Here is a 21,957-nt window from a genome sequence, read left to right on the forward strand (position 1 = left end):
TCACTGGTCACCACCTACCATCGCCCAAAAACCGGAGGTGCCCAATGACCAACCCCCAAGACCTGAAAACCATCGGTCTCACCCCTTTCTCCTACCACGCCAACCAACCGCTGTTCCGCATCAACGCTGGCGTCCCGGTCATCCAGGCCCTCTCCCACGCCTCCGATCTACTCCACGTCGCCAAACTTCTAGCATCAGACGCCGCCATGATTCGAGACTCCGATCGACATGCTTGGGCGTCGCATTTTTTGCAGGATATGAGCAAGGCAATCATTGATGACGTGGCGAAGGTGCTCGATGCGCCGGGTAACAACCGAGCAAATAACGCCGTTCCGATCTAAATCGCACCCCAAAAAAAGTCCCGAACCAGTCGGGGCTTCTTTTTTCTCAGTGCATCAGGCCTCGATAACGCAACCGATCATCAGAAAATGTTGATCGGGTAATCCACGAACACACGCACTTCATTACCGCTGACGTTGTATTCGCTGGATTTCTGCGAAACACGCAGGATCGAGCTACGCAGTTTCACGCTCAGGTCTTTGGCCGGGCCGCTTTGCACGACGTATTTGAACTGGTTGAAGATTTCGCGCTCGGTACCGCCTTCGCTGGTGGACGTGGTGATGTTGTCACCGCGCACGTAGGCGAAGTTGTAGCTCAGGCCTGGAACACCGAAGGTGCTGAAGTCGAGGCCGTAGCCCAGCTGCCAGCTGCGTTCGTCTTCGGCGTTGAAGTCGGACCAGTAGGAATTCGCCAGGTAGATGGTATTGCCGCCGTCGCCGACGCGGTTTTGATCTTTCTGGTAGCCGCCGTAGGGGTAGCCCAGGTTGCTGTCGCCAGTGCTGCGCTGGTGGGCGAGCGTGAACGAGTGTGGGCCGGTGGCGAAGGTGGCGGCCAGGCTCCAGATTTTGTTGTCGTCGCCGGTGATACCGTTTTCGCGGACGTAGGAATCGTCCAGCTTGGTGCGGTAGCCGTTGAAGTCCAGGGTCAGGGACTGATCCTTGTCGATCGGGAACACGTAGTTGGCGTTCACGTATTGCTTCTTCAGCACGTCTTCGACGTCGGACGCGTAAACGGCAGCCTTGAACTGATCGGTGAACTGGTAGCTACCGCCCAATACGTTGATCGATTTCAGGCCACCGCTGTCACGGCCTTCAGCACTTTTGCGCGATTCGGCGGTGAAGCGACCGGCGTTCAGCTCCAGGCCTTTGATCTCCTTGGAGGTGATCAGGGTGCCGGTGTAGCTTTCCGGCAGCAGACGCCCGTTGTCGTAGCTCAACACCGGCAGGACCGGCATCTGGTCGCCGTAGGTCAGCGTGGTGCTGGACAGACGGAATTTGACTGCTGCGCCACCCTTGGACAGGTCGTCAGCCGGTTGGCCGCTGTCACCTTTTTTGAAAAAATCGATACCTTGTGCGCCGCTACGGTCCTCACTGCGCTCCAAATTGAGTGCGTACAGACCGAAAGCATCCACACCCACACCAACGGTGCCTTGGGTAAAGCCGGACGAGAACGTACCGATAGCCGATTGGCCCCACTCGGATCTATCCGGGTTGCCATCTTTGAAATCACGGTTCATGTAAGCATTGCGCAGCAGCACTTTGAGGCTGCTGTCTTCAACAAAACCCTTGGATTCGGCCTGGTCGTTAGCCATGGCCTGTGTAGCGCTCAACATCCCCAGAGCGATCAGGCTGATTCGCTTGTTCAACATTTTGTTTTTTTCCTTATTACCGGTTGATACGCGCTGCGTCGAACGGCTGAAACGGCGCTATCGCACTCTTTTTTCACCCCAAACAAAAAGGCCCGCCCACGAGCAAATCGTGGCGGGCCTTTTTGTTATTTTATGAGTCATGGCGGTCAGCCACAGGCGTTGGGGCGAATCCTAGTCGCGCCATTAACCCTGTGTCAATTTCATGAATCGTCTGTAAATAGGCGAAAAACGTCTAAGAAATTACTTGTCGACTTCAATGGGCGCAGCCGTTCAGTCCACAGGCTTGGCCGGTAGAAGACGACTCGGTTGGCGCAAGCGACTGATTCAGCCATGCCGCAAAGGCTTGCGGCTTGCCGAGCCACGGGCCGATATCGATCAGGGTGAATTGGCCGTTGTGTTCCAGGGCGAAGGTCGGGAAACCCTGGCCGCCGATCTTGGCCAGGAGTGCTCGACTGTCCTTGATGTGGCGATCGGTTTCCGCTTCTTTGAAAACAGCCTGAAACGCTTGGGGCTCCAGACCGATGTCTTGCGCGAGTTCAAACAGGACCGCTTCATCGGCAATGCGTCGACCGTTCTCGTAGTGAGCACTCTGCAAACGCCCCAGCAACTCTAGCCCGCGGCCGGCGATCTGCTCGGCAGCCAGCACAGCGGCAATCGGCGGTGCGGAATCGAAAACCGCCGTCTCGTCGCGCAGTAAACCTTCGAAATATACCTCGCCAAACGGCTGGCCGGTGTACTCGGCAATGCGCCGGTCGTGGGGTATCACGTAATTGCGCAGTTGTGGCGAGACGGTCTGGCGGTTGGCGCCGGCCATCATGCCGCCGCCGTGGGCAATCACTGGCAACACAACCTGGGCGGCTTGCACGAGCGGTTTTGCGCCGTAGCACCAGCCGCACAATGGGTCGTAAATGTAGTGAAGGATCATGGGAAGACTCCGGCAAAAGCGTAGGAAAACTGGATGCCGGTAGATTAGAGTTCCACACGTTTTTGAAAAACGCTGGAATGGCTTTCAGTCTGTTTCATGAATCGGTCGAATGACCCCGCGGCGGCGTAGATCACACAGATTCGGCCGCCACCGACTGATCGTTCCCACGCTCTGCGTGGGAATGCAGCCCGGGACGCTCCGCGTCCCAAGAGCGGACGCAGAGCGTCCGTTGAGGCATTCCCACGCGGAGCGTGGGAACGATCATCGAAAGCCCGAAAACCGTCGCCCATAAAAAAGCGCCGCCATCCCGGCAGCGCTTTTACCAATCCGTTGTTTGTTTTTCTTCTTATCCTTCCATCACATCCCACAACGCTTCCAGCTCCGCTTCGCTGAATAAACCAGCGGGGTAGCGCTCGATCAACATCCGGCGCGGATCAGGTTCTCTGATTTGACGCGTTCCATTGGACTTCAACCAGTGCGCCAGAACCTGGAGCGATTCGCTGTTTACTGCCAGGGGATGCAACGCCCGCTCGCTCACCACATTCATTTCGGCGTTCATTTCCACGCTCTCTCCTGGTTTGTGAGCGGCTAACTTATCCAAGGTTTATGACAGAACATCACAGTTCTCCCCTCCCTGTTTTGCACCATGAGAGATACAAGAGCTGTGCCAAGGTTTCGGAACTGTCGACAAGCGGATACAAAAAAGCCCGCGGTCCTGAAGGGCCGCGGGCTTCCTATAACGCGGGAAGGGAAAACGGTTGCCGGGCCGATTCTGCAATCAACTCAAGCTGTTACAACCCCACTCACTCCTTGTGCGGCGCTGGCTGTTGTTGGGTAAGGCAGTGGATGTTACCGCCTCCCAGTAACAGTTCGCGGCCCGGCACCATCACCACTTCGTGCTGTGGGAACAGACTCTGCAAAATCTCTTTTGCCGGGCCATCCAACGGGTCGTCGAAGCTCGGCGCGATGATGCCGCCGTTAACGATCAGGAAGTTCACGTAGGAACCGGCCAGACGCACCGTCGGATTACGCTCCTGCGTCCCGTCCACCGGATCAACACCGGCGCACTCTTCTTCGGTCGCATACAGCGGCCCCGGAATCGGCATTTTGTGCACCGTGAATGGGCGCCCCTTGGCGTCGGTGCTGCTTTCCAGCACTTTCATCGCCGCCTGGCAACGCGGGTAGTTCGGGTCTTGCGGGTCGTCGGTCCAGGCCAGCAATACTTCACCCGGACGCACGTAGCAGCAGAAGTTATCCACATGACCGTCGGTTTCGTCGTTGAACAAACCGTCCGGCAGCCAGATGATTTTATCCACAGCCAGATTCGCGCTGAGTACCGCTTCGATTTCTGCACGGTTCATGTGCGGATTGCGATTGCGGTTGAGCAGGCATTCTTCGGTGGTGATCAGCGTGCCTTCGCCATCAACGTGAATCGAACCGCCTTCGAGCACGAAGCCTTCGGTGCGGTAGCGCTGGCTGCGCTCGATTTCGAGGATCTTGCCGCCCACCTGCGAATCGCGATTCCACGGCGAATACAGACCACCGTCGAAACCGCCCCACGAATTGAAATCCCAGTTCACACCACGGACTTCACCGCCGTTATTGATGACGAACGTCGGGCCTGTGTCGCGAACCCAGGCGTCGTCACTGGACATTTCCACCACACGAATATTCGGCACGTCCAGACGGGCACGGGCGTTTTCGTATTGGCCGGCGGAAACCGCCACGGTCACCGGTTCGAAACGTGCGATGGCTTTCGCTACAGCGACGTGCGCGGCTTGCGCCGGCTTGCCACCCAGGCGCCAGTTGTCCGGGCGCTCGGGCCAGATCATCCAGGTCTGGGTTTGCGGCGCCCATTCGGCTGGCATGTAGAAGCCGTCGGCGCGAGGCGTGCTGTTTAAAGTGGTCATGGCGATCAGGACTCCAGGGAACCGTCGAGGGTTTTGATTGCTCCGTACAGGTTCGGCCGACGGTCACGGAACGAACCCCACGCGCTGCGGATGTGCTCCAACTCGTCGAGGTCGAAACGCTGAACCAGTACGCCTTCTTCGGTCTCGTTGAGTTCCTGAACCTTCTCGCCGAACTGATTGGCGATGAACGATGAACCGTAGAACGTAATGTCGTAGCCGTCCTGCTCTTCGTTGCCGATGCGGTTGCTGGCGATCAGCGGCATCAGGTTGGCGCCGGCATGGCCTTGTTGCACGCGTTGCCAGTGATCACGGGAGGAAATGGTCTTGTCGTGTGGCTCGCTGCCGATCGCGGTCGGGTAGAACAGGATTTCCGCGCCTTGCAGCGCCATGCTGCGCGCACATTCCGGGAACCACTGGTCCCAGCAGATGCCCACGCCGATTTTCGCGTAACGGGTGTTCCAGACTTTGAAGCCGGTATCGCCCGGGTTGAAGTAGTACTTTTCGTGGTAGCCAGGACCGTCCGGGATGTGGCTTTTACGATAAATCCCGAGGTTGCTGCCGTCGGCATCGATGATCGCGATGCTGTTGAAACGTGCGCGGCCCGCCAGTTCGTAGAAGCTGATCGGCAGAACCACTTGCAGTTCTTTGGCGACTTTCTGGAAGTGCTTGATGGCGACGTTGTCTTCAACGGTCGTGGCCAACTGCAAGTAATCCGGGTTCGGCTTCTGGCAGAAGTACGGAGCCTCGAACAGTTCCTGGATCAGGATGATCTGCGCGCCTTTCGCCGCGGCCTCACGGACCAGCTTCTCAGCGGTCTCGATGTTGGCTTCAAGGTCCCAGGAACAGGCCATCTGGGTGGCGGCGACGGTAACGATACGGCTCATGGATCATCTCCGGGGCAATTGCTTGAGGGTCGAGTGTGGCATCGACCGATGACAGAAATGGGAAGCACCGGGCGTGGTGAGGCCACACCGGGGCAGTGGCGACTTTATAACCGATAAAAATCGGCTTTTAAAGCTACAAATAATCCATCTGTCGAAAATATCTCAATTTAACTCGATAACAATCGATGTTTTAGCCCCCTTACTGATCGTTCCCACGCTCCGCGTGGGAATGCAGCCGGGGACGCTCCGCGTCCCAAGAGCGGACGCAGAGCGTCCAGTGAGGCATTCCCACGCGGAGCGTGGGAACAATCAGTGTCTAGAGCCCCTCGTCCAAGGCTTTGGAAAGCATGTCCACGAAGAAATCCACGCTCTGACGCGAGGTCACCATCGGTGGTTTGATCTTGAGGATATTCAGGTAATCGCCGGTCGGCTGCATGAAGATCCCCAGTTCGCGCAAGCGATCACACAGCGCCGTGGTTTCTTCAGTTGCCGGCTCCAGGGTTTCGCGATTGCGGATCAACTCGACGCCCAGATAGAAGCCGGAACCATGCACCGCGCCCACCAGCGGATGAATATCGATTAGCGCTTCAAGCCGCTCCTTGAAATACCCGCCCACGACTTGAGCATTTTCCCAGAGCTTTTCTTCTTCCATCACATCCAGCACCGCCATGCCGACCTGGCAACTGACCGGGCTGCCGCCAGCCGACGAGAAGAAATAGCCCTCGGCCTCCAGCGCTTCGGCGATTTCTCGGCGGGTGATCACCGCGCCCAGCGGCTGACCGTTGCCCATGCCTTTGGCCATGGTGATGATGTCCGGCACCACGCCTTGCTCTTCAAAACCCCAGAAAAATTTGCCCATGCGCCCGTAGCCGACCTGCACTTCGTCGGCGATACAAACGCCGCCCTGGGCACGAACCAACGCGTAAGCCTTCTTCAAATACCCCGGCGGCAACGAGATACCGCCGGCATTGCCGTACACCGGTTCGCAGATGAAACCGGCCAGCTGACGTTTCTGCTCGGCAATTTTCGCCAGGTTGTGTTCGACGCTGCGCACGTAGTCCGGCGCGCTGCCCGGTCCACGGAATTCACCACGATAGGTGTTCGGCGCGGTGACCGGATGCACCCAGTCCGGACGGCTGCTCAAGGCCTTCGGGTTGTCGGCAATCGAGGTCGAGACCGCGTCGGCTGCCACCGACCAGCCGTGATACGCCTCAAGCACACTGAGCATGTCGCGACCGCCGCTGTAGGCCCACGCCAAACGGATCGCGAGGTCGTTGGCCTCGGTGCCGCTGTTGACCAGGAACACTCGGTCCATGGAGTCCGGCGACAGTTTCAGCAAACGTTCGGAAAACTCGGCAATCGCCGCGTAGTTAAAACGCGAGTTGGTGTTGAGTAGCGACCACTGACGACTGGCGACAGCGGCCATACGCGGGTGACCGTGGCCAAGCACCGCGACGTTGTTGAGCATGTCGAGGTAAGAGCGGCCCTGCATGTCGATCAGGTGATTGCGCCAGCCACGTTCGATGCGCGGTGGGTCGACGTAATAGTGCTTCTGGGTCCGGGCGAAACTGGCGTCACGGCGCGCCAGCAACGTCTGCGAATCGAGTTCCTCTTCGGCGTCACAGGCCAGTCCCAGCAGCACCGCCGGCGACGGGCACAACGCTTGCCAAGCCGCAGCGCGAGACGGTGTGCAAAACAAGGGAGCATTGAACGAAGCGCCTCGGCACAACTGCACCACCAATGGCCCGTGGACCGAACCCAGCACCTGACCTTTGACCAGCGCTGCGCCCGTGTGCAGCGACGGCGTCACGCCCCACAGACGCAGGCTCAGTTGCGGGCCGTCCAATTGCAGCACACCCACCGCCGGTTGGTGGACCACGCCGGCAAACGGCGATTCGACTGCCGTGCCGTGGGGCACTCGCAACTCGACGTGCAACGGGCAAGTGTCCGGCTCAGTGGCGCTGTCCGGCCGGGTGCGGGACAAGCGATATTGCCCATAACGACTGGCCGCCAGACCGTGAGCCGCGGCAGCCTCGTTCAGCAGACGCTGATCGATCCCCTCCAGCTCCCAGTTACCGGCCTCGAAATGCGGACTGAGCACGCCCAAATCGATCAACGCAAACTCACGCCCGACCAGACTCGGCAACAGCGGCGCGAAGCCTTCGCTGCCGATGCTCGGCAGACTCTGGCCGACCGAGGTAAGGATCGCCGCTTCCATCAACGCCAACGGCACCGATGTAGCGACGCGAAAAATCTCCCACTCATGGGTGAGATTGTCGCGGCTGTACGCGTTACCAGGATCGATGCTGACCTGCTGTTCGCCGCTGAGCACCAACACCGCCGCACGGGCGACGATCAGCGGCCAGAGCGCCAGTAGCTCTTCATGCGTGAGCGGATTGACAGCGTGATAGGCCTGCACCGCCGGCAAAATGTAGAAAGGATCGCCATCGGCGTGGTGCAGCAGCGCCGCGCACGTCACCGACAGATCGGTGATGCGCCAGGTACGAATCAGATCGCCGAAATCGATCACGCCCTGCAATTGCCACTGGCGTTGCGAATCTCGCTGCCACACCACGTTGTCGTCGGTGATGTCCATGTGAATCGCCTGCACCGGCAGCTTATCCACAAGCGGCTGCAAATGACGCTCGGCCCGTTCAGCCGCATCGGCGATCAGCCGGCGTTGCTGGTCATCCTTGATGACCGGCAGCAAATGCGCGATCAACGCGTTGGCGTGGCGGGCGTCCCATTGAAGGGTGCGCTCGAGACCCGGATGGTCGAAACCGGCCAGGGCCAGATCCATTTCACCGCAGAGCCGACCAAATCCGGCCACCACTGCACCCGGCAGATGATCAAGGTGTGTAAGCGACTGGCCTTCGATGTAATCGAGCAGGCGCACATGCACCGGTTGGCCGCCGACTTCCAGAGAGAGCAGGTCTGCACCGTTTTTGGCCGCAATCACCCGCGGCACATGCACATCAGGGTGTTCACCCAAATGCTTGAGCGCGGCGTGCTGGGCGTGCAGCTCCAGCGCCGAGTAGTCGCCACGGCAGATTTTCAGGACAAAACGCCCCTGGTCGCTGTCGACCCGATAGTTAAGATCCTGCTGGCTGCCGAGGGCCTGCAACCTTCCACTCAGCCCGTAATGCTCCTTCAACAGCCCAAGCGCTTGCTCCGCAGACACTTGCGGGCTGGGCAAACTGGCGCGATGAATCAACGTGGCAAGCGGCATACAGCGACCCCTGAAATTTTATTAGGCGCTTATATCGCCACTGCTTGGGGCGATACGCAACCCCCTTTCAAGCCAGCAACCTCTCAGTTGAACTTTCCTACGCAACTCTCGGATTGCCTTTAACTGAACCTGACTCCAACCTATGACCGAAATGGATCCACCCACCTTTCAAGGTAGAAACGAACACCATGACAATGCGGCGCCTTGCACTCTCAAACAAAAAAATTCGCAACATTCCACGTCGACTGAAAGCCCTTGCAGCCTGGACCTGTCGCTTTGAGGGGTATTTCCCAGACGATCTGACTCTCGAACAGAAATATAGCAACTGGAAGATTCCGGTTATCACGACACTGGTAGAGGGGAAACAAGCTACAGCTGCCATACGCAAAGAATGCGCCCAGCAGATGATCAACGCAGCCCACAACATGCTTCAGGCAAGGCCAGAAAATGCCATCGACTGTCGGGTAATTGCGGTCATTTGCCTGCCTGAAATGTTCAGCAGCGAAATCTGCATTTACACCGATCTGGAATACCACAAAGGGCATATCCCGTCGTTCGACAGTGAGCACTGCCGAACCGACAAAAGCCTGGCGGCAGAATGGGGCTTGGTGCTTCCAGCCGAAATGAAGGAAAGAGGATTGCGCTATACCTCTGAAGATTCTGATGGGCGACCCTATGAGGTTGAACAGTGGTATTTCGGTGAGGTTGACTAACAGACTGGAGATCGCCAACCCTTTTATTGATCAACCACCGCGACTTCGAGGTTTTTATCGCCTGAACAACCGCGCCCCTCGCACCGGCCGGCACTTTGCGCAAGAATGTCGCCCATCAACGTCTATTGCTGGAGAAAGACCATGAAAGTAGTCACCACCGACCTGCCCGGTGTTCTGATCATCGAACCCAAGGTATTTGGTGACGAGCGCGGTTTCTTCTATGAAAGCTTCAATGCCAAGTCTTTCAAAGAAGCGACGGGCCTGGAGACGAATTTCGTTCAAGACAACCATTCCCGCTCGCAAAAAGGTGTGCTGCGCGGCCTGCATTACCAACTGGAAAACACTCAGGGCAAACTGGTTCGCGTCACAGTCGGTGAAGTACTCGACGTTGCCGTGGACATTCGCCGCAGCTCGCCACATTTCGGCAAATGGGTGGCCGTGCGCCTGTCCGCCGAGAACCATCGCCAGCTCTGGGTCCCGGAGGGTTTCGCCCACGGTTTCGTGGTGCTGAGCGAGTTCGCCGAATTCCTCTACAAAACCACCGACTACTACACCCCGTCCGCCGAGCGCAGCATTCGCTGGGACGACCCGGACCTGGCCATTGATTGGCAACTGGACGAAGCACCGCAACTGTCTGGCAAAGATCAGGCTGCGGCGTTCTTCAAGGACGCTGACGTCTTTTCCTGAAACACCCATGGTGCGCAGACTGCGCCCGCAAGCCTAGGCATAATGCGCCTGTACCCACAGGCGCTCGATGCTCATGACTCCGACCCTCCCCCGCAGACCCCGCTGGCGCAGCCTGGCACTGCTTGCGCTGTGCCTGGCGCCGTTGCTGTGGCCGCTGGAGCATCTGGCCGAGCGTTATTACCGCAGCGAACTGGCCGGGCAGAACCGTCAGACGCTCGACCTTTACGTCGCCAACCTGCTGGGCACCCTGCACCGTTATGAAGTGTTGCCGCAGATCCTCGGCGATCTGCCGGCCCTACGAGCGGTCCTCGGCGCGCCCGACGATGGCGTCACTCAGGGCAACGCCAACCGTTTGTTGAAAAACATCAGCGCCCAGACCGGCGCTGAAGTCATGTACCTGATGGACACTACGGGCAAGACCCTGGCCGCGTCCAATTGGGACAAACACGACAGTTTCGTCGGGCGTAATTTTTCCTTCCGGCCATATTTCAGCGAAGCCATGGCCGGGCGGCTTGGGCGTTTTTTCGGTTTGGGAACGACATCGGCAAAGCGCGGCTATTTCTTCGCCGCCGCCGTGCGTGACGGCGAAAAGATCATCGGTGTGCTGGTGGTCAAGGTCGACCTGGACCATACCGAAAGCCTCTGGGGCAAAACCCCGGAACAACTGCTGCTGACTGACCATAACGGCGTGGTCATTCTCACGTCGCGGCCCGAGTGGCGATTCCGCTCGACCCGCCTGTTGGGCGAAGAAGAACGCAAGGCTATTACGGCGATTCAACCCTATCCGACCCGCGATCCGAAACCGTTGGAACTCAACCCCAGCGCCTGGCTGACACAGACCCAGCCAATCGCGGAAACCGGCTGGAACGCCAGCATCCTCGCTCCACGCACCTTGATCGATCGCCCGGTGCGCACGGTCGTCGCCATCGGTGGCGCGACGCTGTTGGTGTTGATGTTGTTGCTCGGTCTGATGATGCAGCGCCGCCGGCATTACCTCGAACGGATCGCCTTCGAAGCCAAGGCCCGTCGTGAACTGGAAGGCCGGGTAGCCGAGCGGACCAGCGACCTCGAAGGGCTCAACCGTCGATTGAAACAGGAAGTGCTGGAGCGCGAACAGGCCCAGCAAGAGCTGGTTCGTGCTCAGGATGATCTGGTGCAGGCCGGCAAACTGTCGGCCCTTGGCACCATGTCGGCGAGCATCAGCCACGAGTTGAATCAACCGCTGGCGGCGATCCGCAGCTACGCAGAAAACGCCGAAGTGCTGCTCGATCATCAGCGCACCGACGATGCCCGTGGCAACCTCAAGCTGATCAGCGAATTGACCGGGCGAATGGCGTCAATCATCGCCCACCTGCGCGCCTTCGCCCGGCGCGATCGCCACGCCCCGGAAAGCGTCGCCCTGCAACCGGCGCTGGACGACGCGCTGGCGCTGCTGGCCAAGCGTCGGCGCGGCATGGAGGTCGAACTGATCCGCGATTTGCCGGCCGCCACCCTGTGGGTCGAGGCCGGGGAAACCCGTCTGCGTCAGGTGCTCGGCAATTTGCTGGCGAACGCCCTGGACGCCCTGACGGAAAAGGGCCCGCCGCGTAAGCTCTGGTTGAGTGCCCAATCCACCGCCGACGGCGTCAATCTGTACATTCGCGACAATGGCCCCGGGTTTTGCATGGAAGCCCTTGGTCGTGCCAGCGAGCCTTTCTACACCACCAAGACCCGCACTCAGGGGCTGGGTCTGGGGCTGGCGATTTGCGAAACCCTGATGCGTGCCTTCGGTGGTGAACTGTCGTTCGTCAACCACAAGGAAGGCGGCGCCCTGATTACCCTGAAGCTGCGTGCAGGCGCACCGGGTGTGAGCCTGCAACCGTCCGAGGACCGAAGTGCATGACCATCGACAACCGCATCCAGGTCGTGCTGATCGACGACGATCCGCACCTGCGTCAGGCCTTGAGCCAGACCCTGGACCTCGCCGGCCTGAAAATTCTGCCACTGGCCGAAGCCAAGGGCCTGGCCGCGCAACTGGAGCGCGACTGGCCCGGCGTGGTGGTCAGTGACATCCGCATGCCGGGCATGGACGGTCTCGAACTGCTGACCGATCTGCATGCCCAGGACCCGGAGCTGCCAGTGCTGTTGATTACCGGTCACGGCGATGTGCCGCTGGCCGTGCAAGCAATGCGCGCCGGGGCTTATGACTTTCTGGAAAAACCCTTCGCCAGCGACGCCCTGCTCGACAGTGTGCGCCGCGCCCTGGCCTTGCGCCGGCTGGTGCTGGACAACCGCAGCCTGCGTCTGGCCCTGAGCGATCGCAATGAACTGAGTACCCGACTGGTCGGGCAATCGGCACCAATGCTGCGCCTGCGCGAGCAGATCGGTGCATTGGCGGCAACCAAGGCCGATGTGCTGATCCTGGGTGAAACCGGTGCGGGTAAAGAAGTGGTCGCACGTGCATTGCACGACCTGTCGAGCCGTCGTAACGGTCCGTTCGTGGCGATCAATGCCGGCGCCCTGGCCGAGTCGGTGGTAGAAAGCGAACTGTTCGGTCACGAGCCAGGCGCCTTTACCGGCGCGCAAAAGCGTCGCATCGGCAAGTTCGAATTCGCCAATGGCGGCACGTTGTTCCTCGATGAAATCGAAAGCATGAGCCTGGATGTACAGGTGAAATTGCTGCGCTTGCTGCAGGAGCGCGTCGTCGAGCGTTTGGGTGGCAATCAGCTGATCCCGCTGGACATCCGCATCATCGCTGCGACCAAGGAAGACCTGCGTCAATCCGCCGATCAGGGCCGCTTCCGTGCCGACTTGTATTACCGCCTGAACGTCGCACCGCTGCGTATTCCTCCGCTGCGCGAGCGCGGCGAAGATGCGCTGATGCTGTTCCAGCATTTCGCCGACGAAGCCAGCACTCGACACGGTCTGCCACCCCACGAGTTGCAACCGGGACAACGCGCCCTGCTGCTGCGCCACACCTGGCCGGGCAACGTGCGCGAACTGCAAAACGCCGCCGAACGCTTTGCCCTGGGCCTGGAACTGGCGCTGGACAACAGCGCGCCGCAGGGCGCTGCCGGCATGACGGTCGAAGTGGTCAGCGGCGGTCTCAGCGAGCAAGTGGAAAACTTCGAGAAGAGCCTGATCGCCGCCGAACTGGCGCGCTCTCACAGCTCCGTGCGCAGCCTCGCCGAAGCCCTCGGTATCCCGCGCAAAACCTTGCACGACAAACTGCGCAAGCACGGGTTGAACTTCGCCGACGGTGGTGCCAGCAGCCACACCGACGAACTCGATTGAGCTACCGTCAAATCATCATCTTCATACAAGAGACCCCTGCATGAACCGCGACAGTCGTCACCTGGAATCAGTCCTCCATCGCGACATTCCCCTTACGCGGGACATGGGCCTCAAGGTGCTCGACTGGCACGATCAGCAACTGCGCCTGCACTTGCCGCTGGAGGCCAACGTCAACCACAAGAGCACCATGTTCGGCGGCAGTCTGTATTGCGGCGCGGTGCTGGCGGGTTGGGGCTGGCTGCATTTGCGATTGCGTGAAGAAGGGGTTAAAGGCGGGCACATCGTGATTCATGAAGGGCATATCAGCTATCCGTTGCCGGTTACCATGGATGCGACAGCGATTTGCCAGGCGCCGAGTGCGGCGGTGTGGAAGAAGTTTTTGGCGATGTATGAGCGGTATGGGAGGGCGCGGTTGACGTTGCATTCGAGGATTGTGAATGTGGGGAGTGAGGAGGATGCGGTGACGTTTACCGGACAGTACGTCCTCCACCGGTGATCGTTCCCACGTCGAGGCGTCGAACCGTCTGCGTGGTAATGCCTCTAGGGACGCTCTGCGTCCAGTGACGCGGAGCGTCACGGGCTGCATTCCCACTCAGAGCGTGGGAACGATCTTAGCCACGGGCGAGTTCCAGCAGTTTTTCGCGCCAAGCCGCCTTCGCCGGTAGCGCCACAAAAAACTCATTCAACAACGATTCCCGCGCCGGATAACAAAACGGCGCACCGCTCAAATCCAGCACCTCACCGCCAGCCCCTTCCAGCACGCCTTGCGCAGCGGCCGTGTCCCACTGCGAAGTCGGCGCCAACCGCGGATAACAATCCGCCGTCCCTTGCGCCAGCAAACAAAACTTCAACGAACTGCCGATATTGGCCAATTGCAGCTCACCCAGACTGTCACTCAACCCGGCCAGCAAGCGCTCCTGCTCAGGACTTGAATGCCGACGACTGGCAACCACGGTAAATGCCTCGCCCGCCGCTGGCACGTCGCGCACCTGAATTGGCAAAGGCTCCGCGCCTTTATCGCCACGCCACGCGCCCAAGCCAGCACCACCGACGTAGAAGCGCCCGTTGGTCGGCATCGACACCACGCCAAACACCACTCGCCCCTGCTCGATCAGCGCGATGTTGACGGTGAATTCTTCGCTACCGGAAATGAACTCCTTGGTCCCGTCCAGCGGGTCGACAAGCCACCAACGCCGCCACCCGGCGCGCACACTCTGGGGAATGTTGGCGTCTTCTTCGGACAGCACCGGGATGCTCGGGTCCAGCGCCGTCAGCCCGGCCAGGATCACATGGTGAGCGGCCATGTCGGCGGCCGTCACCGGAGAGTCATCGGATTTTGCAGTCACGGCGACGTTGGCACGCCAAAACGGCAGAATCGCTTCACCGGCTTTCAGCGCCAGTTCAACAACAGGCGCCATTAACGGATGGGGGAAATTCATGGCTGGAACACTCCACGCTGAGTCAGCAGATCACGGGCCAGATAAAGCGCTGCCAACGCACGGCCCTCAGTGAATCGTGGGTTCTGGGCCAGGGCCGACAACTCACGCAGGTTGATTTTATCCACGCCCATTGGCTCGGGCTCATCGCCTTCAAGGCTTTCTTCGTACAGATCAGTGGCCAATACCACCTGGATCTTCTGGCTCATGTAACCGGGCGACAACGACAACTCCGTCAGATGCTCCAGTTGCCGCGCGCCATACCCGGCCTCTTCCTTGAGTTCCCGTTCGGCTGCCGCCAGCACGTCTTCGCCCGGCTCGATCAAGCCTTTGGGCAAGGACAACTCGTATTCATCGGTGCCGCCGCAATACTCTTCAACCAGCACCGCGTGGTCCGCATCCAGCATCGCCACGATCATCACCGCGCCATAACCGGCGCCCTTGCCCACCAGTCGCTCATACGTGCGCTCCACGCCATTGGAAAAGCGCAACTTCAGCTCTTCGACGCAGAACAAACGGCTGGTGGCGACAATCTCGCGGGCGAGGATGGTGGGTTTCTGGCGCATAAGAAGCTCCTTGGCGTGAACGCGTTACTATACAGGCTGATTGAAAGCTGCTGCGCTCGGGATTGCTGCGTCAAAAACAGGCTCGGACGGGTCATTTACAGCTCGTAAAGTCGAGCGCGACCCCGGCCCGTCCTCGCCTGTTTTTTCCTTGCACTCCCTTCGCTCGCGACGCTTTCAAACCAGCCTTTACCCGGCCTATCCTGATTGTTTACCTCGGATATCTTTTTTACCGCTGGAGAAGTTATTTATGTCCCTGCTGCCCTGGCGCGACATCGACACCGTTCTGTTGGATATGGACGGTACGCTGCTGGACCTGCACTACGACAACCATTTCTGGATGGAGCACCTGCCCCAGCGTTACGCCGAGTTGCACGGGGTGAGCCGGGCCATGGCCGAGATGGAATTGCAGCCGCTGTTCGAGCGCAACGCCGGCCAGTTGCAATGGTATTGCCTGGATTTCTGGAGCGCCGAGCTCAAACTGCCGGTGCGCGAACTGAAACTGGAAACCGCGCATTTGATTGCCCTGCGTCCGGATGCGGACACTTTTCTGGCGGCGATCAAACAGGCCGGCAAGCGCGTGGTGCTGATCACCAATGCACACCGCGATTCGCTGTCATTGAAGCTGGAAAGAATCGAACTCGCGCCGTACTTCGAGCGATTGATCAGCTCGCATGATTACGGTTTCGCCAAGGAAAACCCGCAATTTTGGGATGCCCTGCAGGCGGACATCGGCTTTGATCCGGCGCGCAGTCTGTTTATCGACGACACCTTGCCGATCCTGCGTAGCGCGCGGAATTTTGGTGTGGCGCATTTGTTGGCCGTGAGTGAACCGGACAGCCGCAAAGGGCCGAAGGACACGGCGGAGTTTGCGGCGGTGGGGGATTATCGGGAGCTCATCGCAGGGCTCTAGACCGAGTCTAGAGCCCTGATCGTTCCCATGCTCCGCGTGGGAATGCAGCCCGGGACGCTCTGCGTCCCATCCAGAGCCGAACGCAGAGCGTCCGTTGAGGCATTCCCACGCGGAGCATGGGAACGATCAAACGCGGTCTTGAGTGTTACTCAGGAATCCGCAACGACTGACCCGGATAGATCTTGTTCGGATCCTTCAGCATCGGTTTGTTCGCCTCGAAGATCTTTTGATACTTGTTGGGATCGCCATACACGCGCTTGGAAATGGCACTGAGTGTGTCGCCCTTCTCGACCACGACAAACTTGGCCGCCGTAGCCACCGGCCCGGTCACGGTGATCTGATCGTCAACACCGCTGACCCCCGCGACGTTGCCCAAAGCCAGCAGGATTTTTTCTTTCTCTTCCTGGCTCGCCGCTTCACCTGTGGCGATGACTTTATCGCCTTCGACTTTTACCTGAATTTTGGAAGTGTCGATTCCCGTCAGCGCATCCCTCACGTGCTTGGTCAACGCTTCACTATTGGCTTCGGCCTTGTCCGGCGTCAGCGCATCGAGGATTTTTTCACCGGCTTCTTTTAAAAAACTGAAAAGGCTCATCGTGTGCTCTCCATGGGGTTAGGTGTCCAGACGCAAAAGACTAGACCAAGCCTGAGAACCCCGGTTTCAACCCGACCAATGACGTTGATCCGGTGCAAGCGCTAGAATCCCCGCCTACACCGCGCCCTGGAGCGAAGATGGACATCAAGCAACTGAAATTCCTCATCGCCCTCGACGAAACCCGGCATTTCGGCCAGGCCGCCGCACGTTGTCACATCACCCAACCGACCCTGTCCATGCGCCTGCGCAGCCTCGAAGAAGAACTCGAGTTGCCACTGGTCAATCGTGGTCAGCGCTTCGAGGGTTTCACCGCACCGGGTGAACGGGTGCTGGCTTGGGCGCGCACCGTGCTGGCGGCCTGCGACGGCTTGCAGGCCGAAGCGGCTGCCTGTCGCGGCAATCTAGTCGGTACGTTGCGTCTGGGTGTGGTGCCACTGTCGAGCTTCGATCCGCTGCCGCTGATGCAACGCCTGCACGCCGAGCACCCGAACCTGCGCTTCGAACTCTCAGCACTGAGTTCCGAACAGATCCTCGAACAACTGGCGAACAATCGCCTGGATCTGGGCGTGTCGTACCTGGAGCGACTGGACGGCGAACGCTTCGATTCCCTGGCGTTCAGCGAAACCCGCATGGGTCTGCTCTACGATCAGCGCTTCTTCAGTTTCGGCGAGGCGCCGCTGAGCTGGGAATCGCTGATCGAACTGCCGCTGGGCATGCTTACCAGCGGCATGCATTTCCGGCAGTCCATCGACCACAACTTCCACAGCCGCGGCCTCACCCCACAACCCTTGTTGCAGACCGATGCCGTCCACCAATTGTTACAAGCGGTGCACGGCGGATTCTGCTGCGCAGTGATGCCTTTGGAGGGTGGCCTCGAAAGCCTCACCGATCATTTGCGCCTGCACCCCATTGAAAACGCCCAAACCCTCTCCCGGCTGGGGCTGATCATGCGTCGAAGCGCCCCGCGTTCGGCGCTCGCGGAAGCCTGTTTCGCGATACTTCAGCAATCGCTGCCGAGCTCTTGATCGACGCCATCTATCGGTAGATCAGTATTAGCGATTAGACGCGACAAGTTGACACGCCTAGGCTTAAAGCTAATCAAACCGTCGGTGATGCCATGAACGCCAAGCGCCCTGCCTGCGCGGCGCCTGCCCTCGAAACGCCAGCGCCCGCTGCCAGCCAGACCTACAGTTACTGCGATCTTCGCCACACCGAAACGCAAAGCGCCGAATCGGACAGCACGGCGCTGGCCGAGGAAGTTGCGTTGGCGATTGCCTATAACGGCATCAGCCAGGCTGTGATGCTGGTGACGCCGACGGATCTGGAAGACTTCATCGTCGGTTTCAGCCTCGGTAGCGGCATCATCGAAGACGCTTGCGACATTTATGACCTGCAACTCAGCGGCTCGGGGTCGTCGCAGTACGCGCAAGTGACCATCACCAACCGCGCCTTCTGGAACCTCAAGCAGCAACGTCGGCAAATGGCTGGCACCAGCGGTTGCGGGCTTTGCGGTGTGGAAGCGGTGGAACAGGCGTTGCCAGACCTCAAGGTCTTGCCCGGCGCACCCTTGCCGCCCGCCGAATGGCTCGATGGTTTGCGTCAGCGCATCGGTGCGTTCCAGCCGCTTGGCCAGTACTCCGGCGCGGTGCACGCAGCCGTGTTTATGAACAGTCAGGGCCAATTACTGCTGGGTCGCGAAGACATCGGCCGACACAACGCCCTCGACAAGCTGATCGGTGGGCTGATCCGGCAGAAGATCCCGACTACCGGCGGGCTGGTGATTGTCACCAGCCGTTGCAGCCTCGAATTGATCCAGAAAGTGTTGCGCGCCGGCATCCAGACCCTCGTCAGCCTGTCGTCCCCCACGGGCCTTGCCGTGCAATGGGCCCGTCGTCACAACCTCAATCTTATCCACCTGCCGCAGAAAAGTGCGCCGCGGGTCTACAGCCCTGCGACGGAGAACCAAGCGTGAGTCAACATCGTCAAGCCGACCAGAAACCCGTCCCCCGCTACAAGCCCTACAAAGGCCCAGCCGGTGGCTGGGGCGCGCTGATCAGCGTCGCCCAGGCCTGGTTGACCAGCGATAACGCGCTGAAAAACCTCCGCATAATGCTCAAGACCAACCAGAACGGCGGCTTCGACTGCCCCGGTTGCGCCTGGGGCGATTCTCCGGAAAAGGGCATGGTCATGTTCTGCGAGAACGGCGCCAAAGCGGTGAACTGGGAAGCGACCAAACGCCGTGTCGACGGTGCGTTCTTCGCCAGGCACAGCGTCAGCTCGCTGCTGGAACAGAGCGACTACTGGCTTGAATATCAGGGCCGCCTGACCGAGCCGATGAGCTACAACGCCGAAACCGATCGCTACCAACCCATCAGCTGGGATGATGCCTTCACCCTGATCGCCAAGCATCTGCGCGGCCTGTCGAGCCCGGATCAGGCCGAGTTCTACACCTCGGGCCGCGCCAGCAACGAAGCGGCGTACCTGTATCAATTGTTCGTGCGCGCCTACGGCACCAACAACTTCCCCGACTGCTCGAACATGTGCCACGAGGCCAGCGGTGTGGCCATGGCGCAAAGTGTCGGCGTCGGCAAAGGCACGGTAACCTTCGACGACTTCGAGCACGCTGATGCGATTTTCGTCTGGGGCCAGAACCCGGGCACCAACCACCCTCGGATGCTCGAACCGTTGCGCGAAGCGGTGAAACGCGGCGCTCAAGTGGTATGCATCAACCCGCTCAAGGAGCGCGGTCTGGAACGCTTCCAGCATCCGCAGCACCCGTTCGAAATGCTCACCAACGGCGACAAACCGACCAACACCGCGTTCTTCCGTCCGGCCCTCGGTGGCGACATGGCGATCCTGCGCGGCATGGCGAAATTCCTGCTGCAATGGGAGCGCGAGGCGCAGAAGACTGGCGCTGAAGCGGTGTTCGATCACGACTTCCTCAATGAACACAGCGTCAACGTGCTGGACTATCTTGCCGCCATCGACGATACCCCGTGGGAACAGATCGTCGAGCAGTCCGGCCTGCCGCTGGTGGAGATCGAGCAAGCGGCGCGCATGTACGCCAAAAGCAAGAACGTCATCATGTGTTGGGCCATGGGCATCACCCAGCATCGCCATTCGGTGCAGACCATCCAGGAAATCGCCAACCTGATGCTGCTGCGCGGCAACATCGGCCGGCCGGGCGCGGGTCTGTGCCCAGTGCGTGGCCACAGTAACGTGCAAGGCGATCGGACCATGGGCATCAACGAGCGTCCGCCGGTGGCGTTCCTCGATTCCCTGGAGCGCCGCTTCCAGTTCAAGGTGCCACGCGAAAACGGCCACAACGTGGTCGAGGCGATTCATGCCATGGCCGACGGTCGGGCGAAAGTCTTTATCGGGCTGGGCGGCAACTTCGCCCAAGCCACCCCGGACAGCCCACGGACTTTCCAGGCCCTGAGCAACTGCGACCTGACCGTGCAAATCAGCACCAAGCTCAACCGCAGCCATTTGGCTCACGGTAAAGACGCGCTGATCCTGCCGTGCCTGGGCCGCACCGACATCGATATCCAGACCGAAGGCCCGCAAGCGGTGACCGTCGAAGACTCGTTCAGCATGGTTCACGCCTCCAACGGCCAGTTGCAGCCGCTGTCGAACCAGATGCGCTCAGAGCCGTCGATCATTGCCGGCATCGCCGCCGCGACCGTGGGCAGCAAACCGGTGGACTGGAACTGGCTGGTGGCCGATTACAACCGCATCCGCGACCTGATCGCCGAGACCATCCCGGGCTTTCGCGACTTCAACGAGAGGCTCAAAAACCCGGGTGGTTTCCACCTGGGCAACAGCGCCGGCGCGCGACGCTGGAACACGCCGTCGGGGCGCGCCAATTTCCGTCCGAACATCCTGCCCAAAGATCTGGTGCACGAACGCACTCGCGCCACTGGCGTATTGCCGGACCTGATCATGCAGTCGATGCGCTCTCACGATCAGTACAACACCACGATTTATGGGCTCGATGACCGCTATCGCGGAGTGAAAGGTCAGCGTGATGTGTTGTTCGTCAATGAAGCCGACATCATTCGCCTGGGGTTCAAGCCGGGGCAAAAGGCTGACATCGTTTCGATCTGGGATGATGGCCGTGAGCGTCGGGTAAAAGGCTTTACGCTGCTGGCGTTTGATATTCCTGCCGGGCAAGCGGCGGCTTACTATCCGGAAGTGAATCCGCTGGTGCCGCTGGAAAGCATAGGGGATGGCAGCCATACACCGACGTCGAAGTTTGTGGCGATCCGGTTGGAAGCGGCGAGTGAGAGCCAGCTCATCATCGCCAAATCGGCCTGACCCTGATCGTTCCCACGCTCTGCGTGGGAATGCCTCAATGGACGCTCTGCGTCCGCTTTGGGACGCAGAGCGTCCCGGGCTGCATTCCTTTGCTGCGCGTGGGAACGATCATTGGGACACTGTCCAAACGCCCACAAAAAAGGCCGTTTTTGCATTAAAACGGCCTATCCGAAGTAGCTAAAGACCGGCGAAAAACCCTTAAGTTCCACCTAAAAAACAGCAACTTATAGAAATGTGGTGAAGTCGTGTTACTCGTCGGATTTCGATTGTCACAACCATGACACAGCCTCAGGATCGCGCCGTCATCCCCTTGAGGTTCCTCTAATGAAGTTCTCCTCGATTCTCTTGTTGTCCCTTGGCCTGGTCAGTGGCATCGCTTCTGCCGGCGGCACCACCGAAGCAGGTGTGGGCGGCGCATTGGGCGGGGTTCTGGGCTCGGTCGTCGGTCAGTCATTAGGCGGCAATACAGGTTCCACCATTGGCGCAGCCCTGGGCGGCGCGGGTGGTAGTGCTGTTGGCGCAGACAAACGCAGCCGTGGCGAAGCAGCCATTGGCGGTGCGTTGGGCGCAGCAGGCGGTAACGTGGTCGGCCGCAGCATGGGCGGCACCACCGGCAGCCTGATCGGCTCCGCAGCAGGCGGCGGCGCCGGTGGCGCGCTGGGTAACTACATGGGCAACAAGAGCGATGACGACGATAATGATCGTCGCGGCGGCCGCGGCGATCGCCGCTACTACCGTGATGGCCACCATGATCGCGGCCACCACTACGGCCATCGCAAGCATAAACATCGCTATCGCGACTGA

At 59.8% G+C, this 21,957-nt stretch carries 20 protein-coding genes; 11 read left to right on the forward strand and 9 right to left on the reverse strand.

Annotation, left to right across the window (positions count from 1 at the left end):
- Nucleotides 1–44 precede the first annotated feature (44 nt).
- A complete protein-coding gene (locus tag ACYZT5_RS23100) occupies nucleotides 45–341 on the forward strand; it encodes a DUF3077 domain-containing protein (RefSeq protein WP_462003573.1) in 297 nt (98 codons plus the stop codon).
- An 80-nt stretch (nucleotides 342–421) separates the two neighbouring features.
- Here the strand turns inward: ACYZT5_RS23100 and ACYZT5_RS23105 are convergent, their stop codons facing one another.
- The 6 genes from ACYZT5_RS23105 to ACYZT5_RS23130 form a co-directional block, all read right to left on the reverse strand.
- Nucleotides 422–1,708, reverse strand: a complete 1,287-nt coding sequence (locus ACYZT5_RS23105; RefSeq protein WP_462047551.1) for an OprD family porin — start codon at nucleotides 1,706–1,708, stop codon at nucleotides 422–424.
- A 253-nt stretch (nucleotides 1,709–1,961) separates the two neighbouring features.
- On the reverse strand, nucleotides 1,962–2,633 hold the full coding sequence (locus tag ACYZT5_RS23110) for a DsbA family protein (protein WP_462047552.1): 672 nt from the start codon (nucleotides 2,631–2,633) through the stop codon (nucleotides 1,962–1,964).
- 346 nt (nucleotides 2,634–2,979) lie between these two features.
- On the reverse strand, nucleotides 2,980–3,192 hold the full coding sequence (locus ACYZT5_RS23115) for a hypothetical protein (protein ID WP_462052298.1): 213 nt from the start codon (nucleotides 3,190–3,192) through the stop codon (nucleotides 2,980–2,982).
- A 244-nt stretch (nucleotides 3,193–3,436) separates the two neighbouring features.
- Complete coding sequence (gene aguA / locus ACYZT5_RS23120) at nucleotides 3,437–4,543, reverse strand: agmatine deiminase (RefSeq protein ID WP_462047553.1); 1,107 nt, start codon at nucleotides 4,541–4,543, stop codon at nucleotides 3,437–3,439.
- Nucleotides 4,544–4,548: 5 nt separating this feature from the next.
- Entirely contained in the window at nucleotides 4,549–5,427 is an 879-nt protein-coding gene (gene aguB, locus ACYZT5_RS23125; protein WP_462047554.1) for an N-carbamoylputrescine amidase, read from the reverse strand.
- Nucleotides 5,428–5,743: 316 nt separating this feature from the next.
- Complete coding sequence (locus ACYZT5_RS23130) at nucleotides 5,744–8,656, reverse strand: aminotransferase (RefSeq protein ID WP_462047555.1); 2,913 nt, start codon at nucleotides 8,654–8,656, stop codon at nucleotides 5,744–5,746.
- Between the two features lie 188 nt (nucleotides 8,657–8,844).
- On the opposite strand from ACYZT5_RS23130, the gene ACYZT5_RS23135 reads away from it, so the two are divergent.
- The 5 genes from ACYZT5_RS23135 to ACYZT5_RS23155 all read left to right on the forward strand — a co-directional run bounded on the left by ACYZT5_RS23135 (nucleotide 8,845) and on the right by ACYZT5_RS23155 (nucleotide 13,825).
- Nucleotides 8,845–9,369: a DUF3916 domain-containing protein gene (locus ACYZT5_RS23135; RefSeq protein WP_462047556.1), complete on the forward strand. Its 525-nt coding sequence runs from the start codon at nucleotides 8,845–8,847 to the stop codon at nucleotides 9,367–9,369.
- Nucleotides 9,370–9,510: 141 nt separating this feature from the next.
- The gene (gene rfbC, locus ACYZT5_RS23140) at nucleotides 9,511–10,056 is read left to right on the forward strand and encodes a dTDP-4-dehydrorhamnose 3,5-epimerase (protein WP_134419556.1); all 546 of its coding nucleotides are present in this window, start codon (nucleotides 9,511–9,513) and stop codon (nucleotides 10,054–10,056) included.
- 73 nt (nucleotides 10,057–10,129) lie between these two features.
- Nucleotides 10,130–11,938: a sensor histidine kinase gene (locus tag ACYZT5_RS23145; RefSeq protein WP_462047557.1), complete on the forward strand. Its 1,809-nt coding sequence runs from the start codon at nucleotides 10,130–10,132 to the stop codon at nucleotides 11,936–11,938.
- On the forward strand, nucleotides 11,935–13,329 hold the full coding sequence (locus ACYZT5_RS23150; RefSeq protein WP_462047558.1) for a sigma-54-dependent transcriptional regulator: 1,395 nt from the start codon (nucleotides 11,935–11,937) through the stop codon (nucleotides 13,327–13,329). Before ACYZT5_RS23145 ends, ACYZT5_RS23150 begins: the two co-directional genes overlap by 4 nt.
- Nucleotides 13,330–13,369: 40 nt before the next feature.
- Nucleotides 13,370–13,825 (forward strand): thioesterase domain-containing protein, encoded by a 456-nt coding sequence (locus ACYZT5_RS23155; protein WP_462047559.1) that lies wholly within the window; start codon nucleotides 13,370–13,372, stop codon nucleotides 13,823–13,825.
- Nucleotides 13,826–13,940: 115 nt separating this feature from the next.
- Here the strand turns inward: ACYZT5_RS23155 and cysQ are convergent, their stop codons facing one another.
- Both cysQ and nudE read right to left on the reverse strand, forming a co-directional pair.
- Entirely contained in the window at nucleotides 13,941–14,768 is an 828-nt protein-coding gene (gene cysQ / locus ACYZT5_RS23160; RefSeq protein ID WP_462047560.1) for a 3'(2'),5'-bisphosphate nucleotidase CysQ, read from the reverse strand.
- Nucleotides 14,765–15,331 carry an ADP compounds hydrolase NudE gene (nudE, locus tag ACYZT5_RS23165; protein WP_033058385.1) on the reverse strand — a complete coding sequence of 189 codons (567 nt, stop codon included), beginning with the start codon at nucleotides 15,329–15,331 and terminating at the stop codon, nucleotides 14,765–14,767. Before nudE ends, cysQ begins: the two co-directional genes overlap by 4 nt.
- A 247-nt stretch (nucleotides 15,332–15,578) precedes the next feature.
- On the opposite strand from nudE, the gene yrfG reads away from it, so the two are divergent.
- Nucleotides 15,579–16,241, forward strand: coding sequence for a GMP/IMP nucleotidase (yrfG, locus tag ACYZT5_RS23170; protein WP_076029028.1), 663 nt, complete (start codon nucleotides 15,579–15,581; stop codon nucleotides 16,239–16,241).
- Nucleotides 16,242–16,386: 145 nt separating this feature from the next.
- Here yrfG and lysM read toward each other — a convergent pair whose 3' ends face one another.
- On the reverse strand, nucleotides 16,387–16,836 hold the full coding sequence (gene lysM, locus ACYZT5_RS23175; protein ID WP_462047561.1) for a peptidoglycan-binding protein LysM: 450 nt from the start codon (nucleotides 16,834–16,836) through the stop codon (nucleotides 16,387–16,389).
- 137 nt (nucleotides 16,837–16,973) lie between these two features.
- Between lysM and ACYZT5_RS23180 the strand changes: the two genes are divergently transcribed.
- The 4 genes from ACYZT5_RS23180 to ACYZT5_RS23195 all read left to right on the forward strand — a co-directional run bounded on the left by ACYZT5_RS23180 (nucleotide 16,974) and on the right by ACYZT5_RS23195 (nucleotide 21,957).
- On the forward strand, nucleotides 16,974–17,861 hold the full coding sequence (locus tag ACYZT5_RS23180) for a LysR family transcriptional regulator (RefSeq protein ID WP_462047562.1): 888 nt from the start codon (nucleotides 16,974–16,976) through the stop codon (nucleotides 17,859–17,861).
- Nucleotides 17,862–17,953: 92 nt separating this feature from the next.
- Complete coding sequence (fdhD, locus tag ACYZT5_RS23185) at nucleotides 17,954–18,808, forward strand: formate dehydrogenase accessory sulfurtransferase FdhD (protein ID WP_462047563.1); 855 nt, start codon at nucleotides 17,954–17,956, stop codon at nucleotides 18,806–18,808.
- Nucleotides 18,805–21,153, forward strand: a complete 2,349-nt coding sequence (locus ACYZT5_RS23190; protein ID WP_462047564.1) for an FdhF/YdeP family oxidoreductase — start codon at nucleotides 18,805–18,807, stop codon at nucleotides 21,151–21,153. Before fdhD ends, ACYZT5_RS23190 begins: the two co-directional genes overlap by 4 nt.
- A 324-nt stretch (nucleotides 21,154–21,477) precedes the next feature.
- Entirely contained in the window at nucleotides 21,478–21,957 is a 480-nt protein-coding gene (locus ACYZT5_RS23195) for a glycine zipper domain-containing protein (RefSeq protein ID WP_462047565.1), read from the forward strand.

It is taken from the genome of Pseudomonas sp. LB3P14 (genome assembly GCF_054898045.1).

Excerpts from the sequence above, each read along its gene's own strand:
- ACYZT5_RS23100 (WP_462003573.1), top strand. The coding sequence starts at position 45 with ATGACCAACCCCCAAGACCTGAAAACCATCGGTCTCACCCCTTTCTCC.
- ACYZT5_RS23105 (WP_462047551.1), bottom strand. The coding sequence starts at position 1,708 with ATGTTGAACAAGCGAATCAGCCTGATCGCTCTGGGGATGTTGAGCGCT.
- ACYZT5_RS23110 (WP_462047552.1), bottom strand. The coding sequence starts at position 2,633 with ATGATCCTTCACTACATTTACGACCCATTGTGCGGCTGGTGCTACGGC.
- ACYZT5_RS23115 (WP_462052298.1), bottom strand. The coding sequence starts at position 3,192 with ATGAACGCCGAAATGAATGTGGTGAGCGAGCGGGCGTTGCATCCCCTG.
- aguA (WP_462047553.1), bottom strand. The coding sequence starts at position 4,543 with ATGACCACTTTAAACAGCACGCCTCGCGCCGACGGCTTCTACATGCCA.
- aguB (WP_462047554.1), bottom strand. The coding sequence starts at position 5,427 with ATGAGCCGTATCGTTACCGTCGCCGCCACCCAGATGGCCTGTTCCTGG.
- ACYZT5_RS23130 (WP_462047555.1), bottom strand. The coding sequence starts at position 8,656 with ATGCCGCTTGCCACGTTGATTCATCGCGCCAGTTTGCCCAGCCCGCAA.
- ACYZT5_RS23135 (WP_462047556.1), top strand. The coding sequence starts at position 8,845 with ATGACAATGCGGCGCCTTGCACTCTCAAACAAAAAAATTCGCAACATT.
- rfbC (WP_134419556.1), top strand. The coding sequence starts at position 9,511 with ATGAAAGTAGTCACCACCGACCTGCCCGGTGTTCTGATCATCGAACCC.
- ACYZT5_RS23145 (WP_462047557.1), top strand. The coding sequence starts at position 10,130 with ATGACTCCGACCCTCCCCCGCAGACCCCGCTGGCGCAGCCTGGCACTG.
- ACYZT5_RS23150 (WP_462047558.1), top strand. The coding sequence starts at position 11,935 with ATGACCATCGACAACCGCATCCAGGTCGTGCTGATCGACGACGATCCG.
- ACYZT5_RS23155 (WP_462047559.1), top strand. The coding sequence starts at position 13,370 with ATGAACCGCGACAGTCGTCACCTGGAATCAGTCCTCCATCGCGACATT.
- cysQ (WP_462047560.1), bottom strand. The coding sequence starts at position 14,768 with ATGAATTTCCCCCATCCGTTAATGGCGCCTGTTGTTGAACTGGCGCTG.
- nudE (WP_033058385.1), bottom strand. The coding sequence starts at position 15,331 with ATGCGCCAGAAACCCACCATCCTCGCCCGCGAGATTGTCGCCACCAGC.
- yrfG (WP_076029028.1), top strand. The coding sequence starts at position 15,579 with ATGTCCCTGCTGCCCTGGCGCGACATCGACACCGTTCTGTTGGATATG.
- lysM (WP_462047561.1), bottom strand. The coding sequence starts at position 16,836 with ATGAGCCTTTTCAGTTTTTTAAAAGAAGCCGGTGAAAAAATCCTCGAT.
- ACYZT5_RS23180 (WP_462047562.1), top strand. The coding sequence starts at position 16,974 with ATGGACATCAAGCAACTGAAATTCCTCATCGCCCTCGACGAAACCCGG.
- fdhD (WP_462047563.1), top strand. The coding sequence starts at position 17,954 with ATGAACGCCAAGCGCCCTGCCTGCGCGGCGCCTGCCCTCGAAACGCCA.
- ACYZT5_RS23195 (WP_462047565.1), top strand. The coding sequence starts at position 21,478 with ATGAAGTTCTCCTCGATTCTCTTGTTGTCCCTTGGCCTGGTCAGTGGC.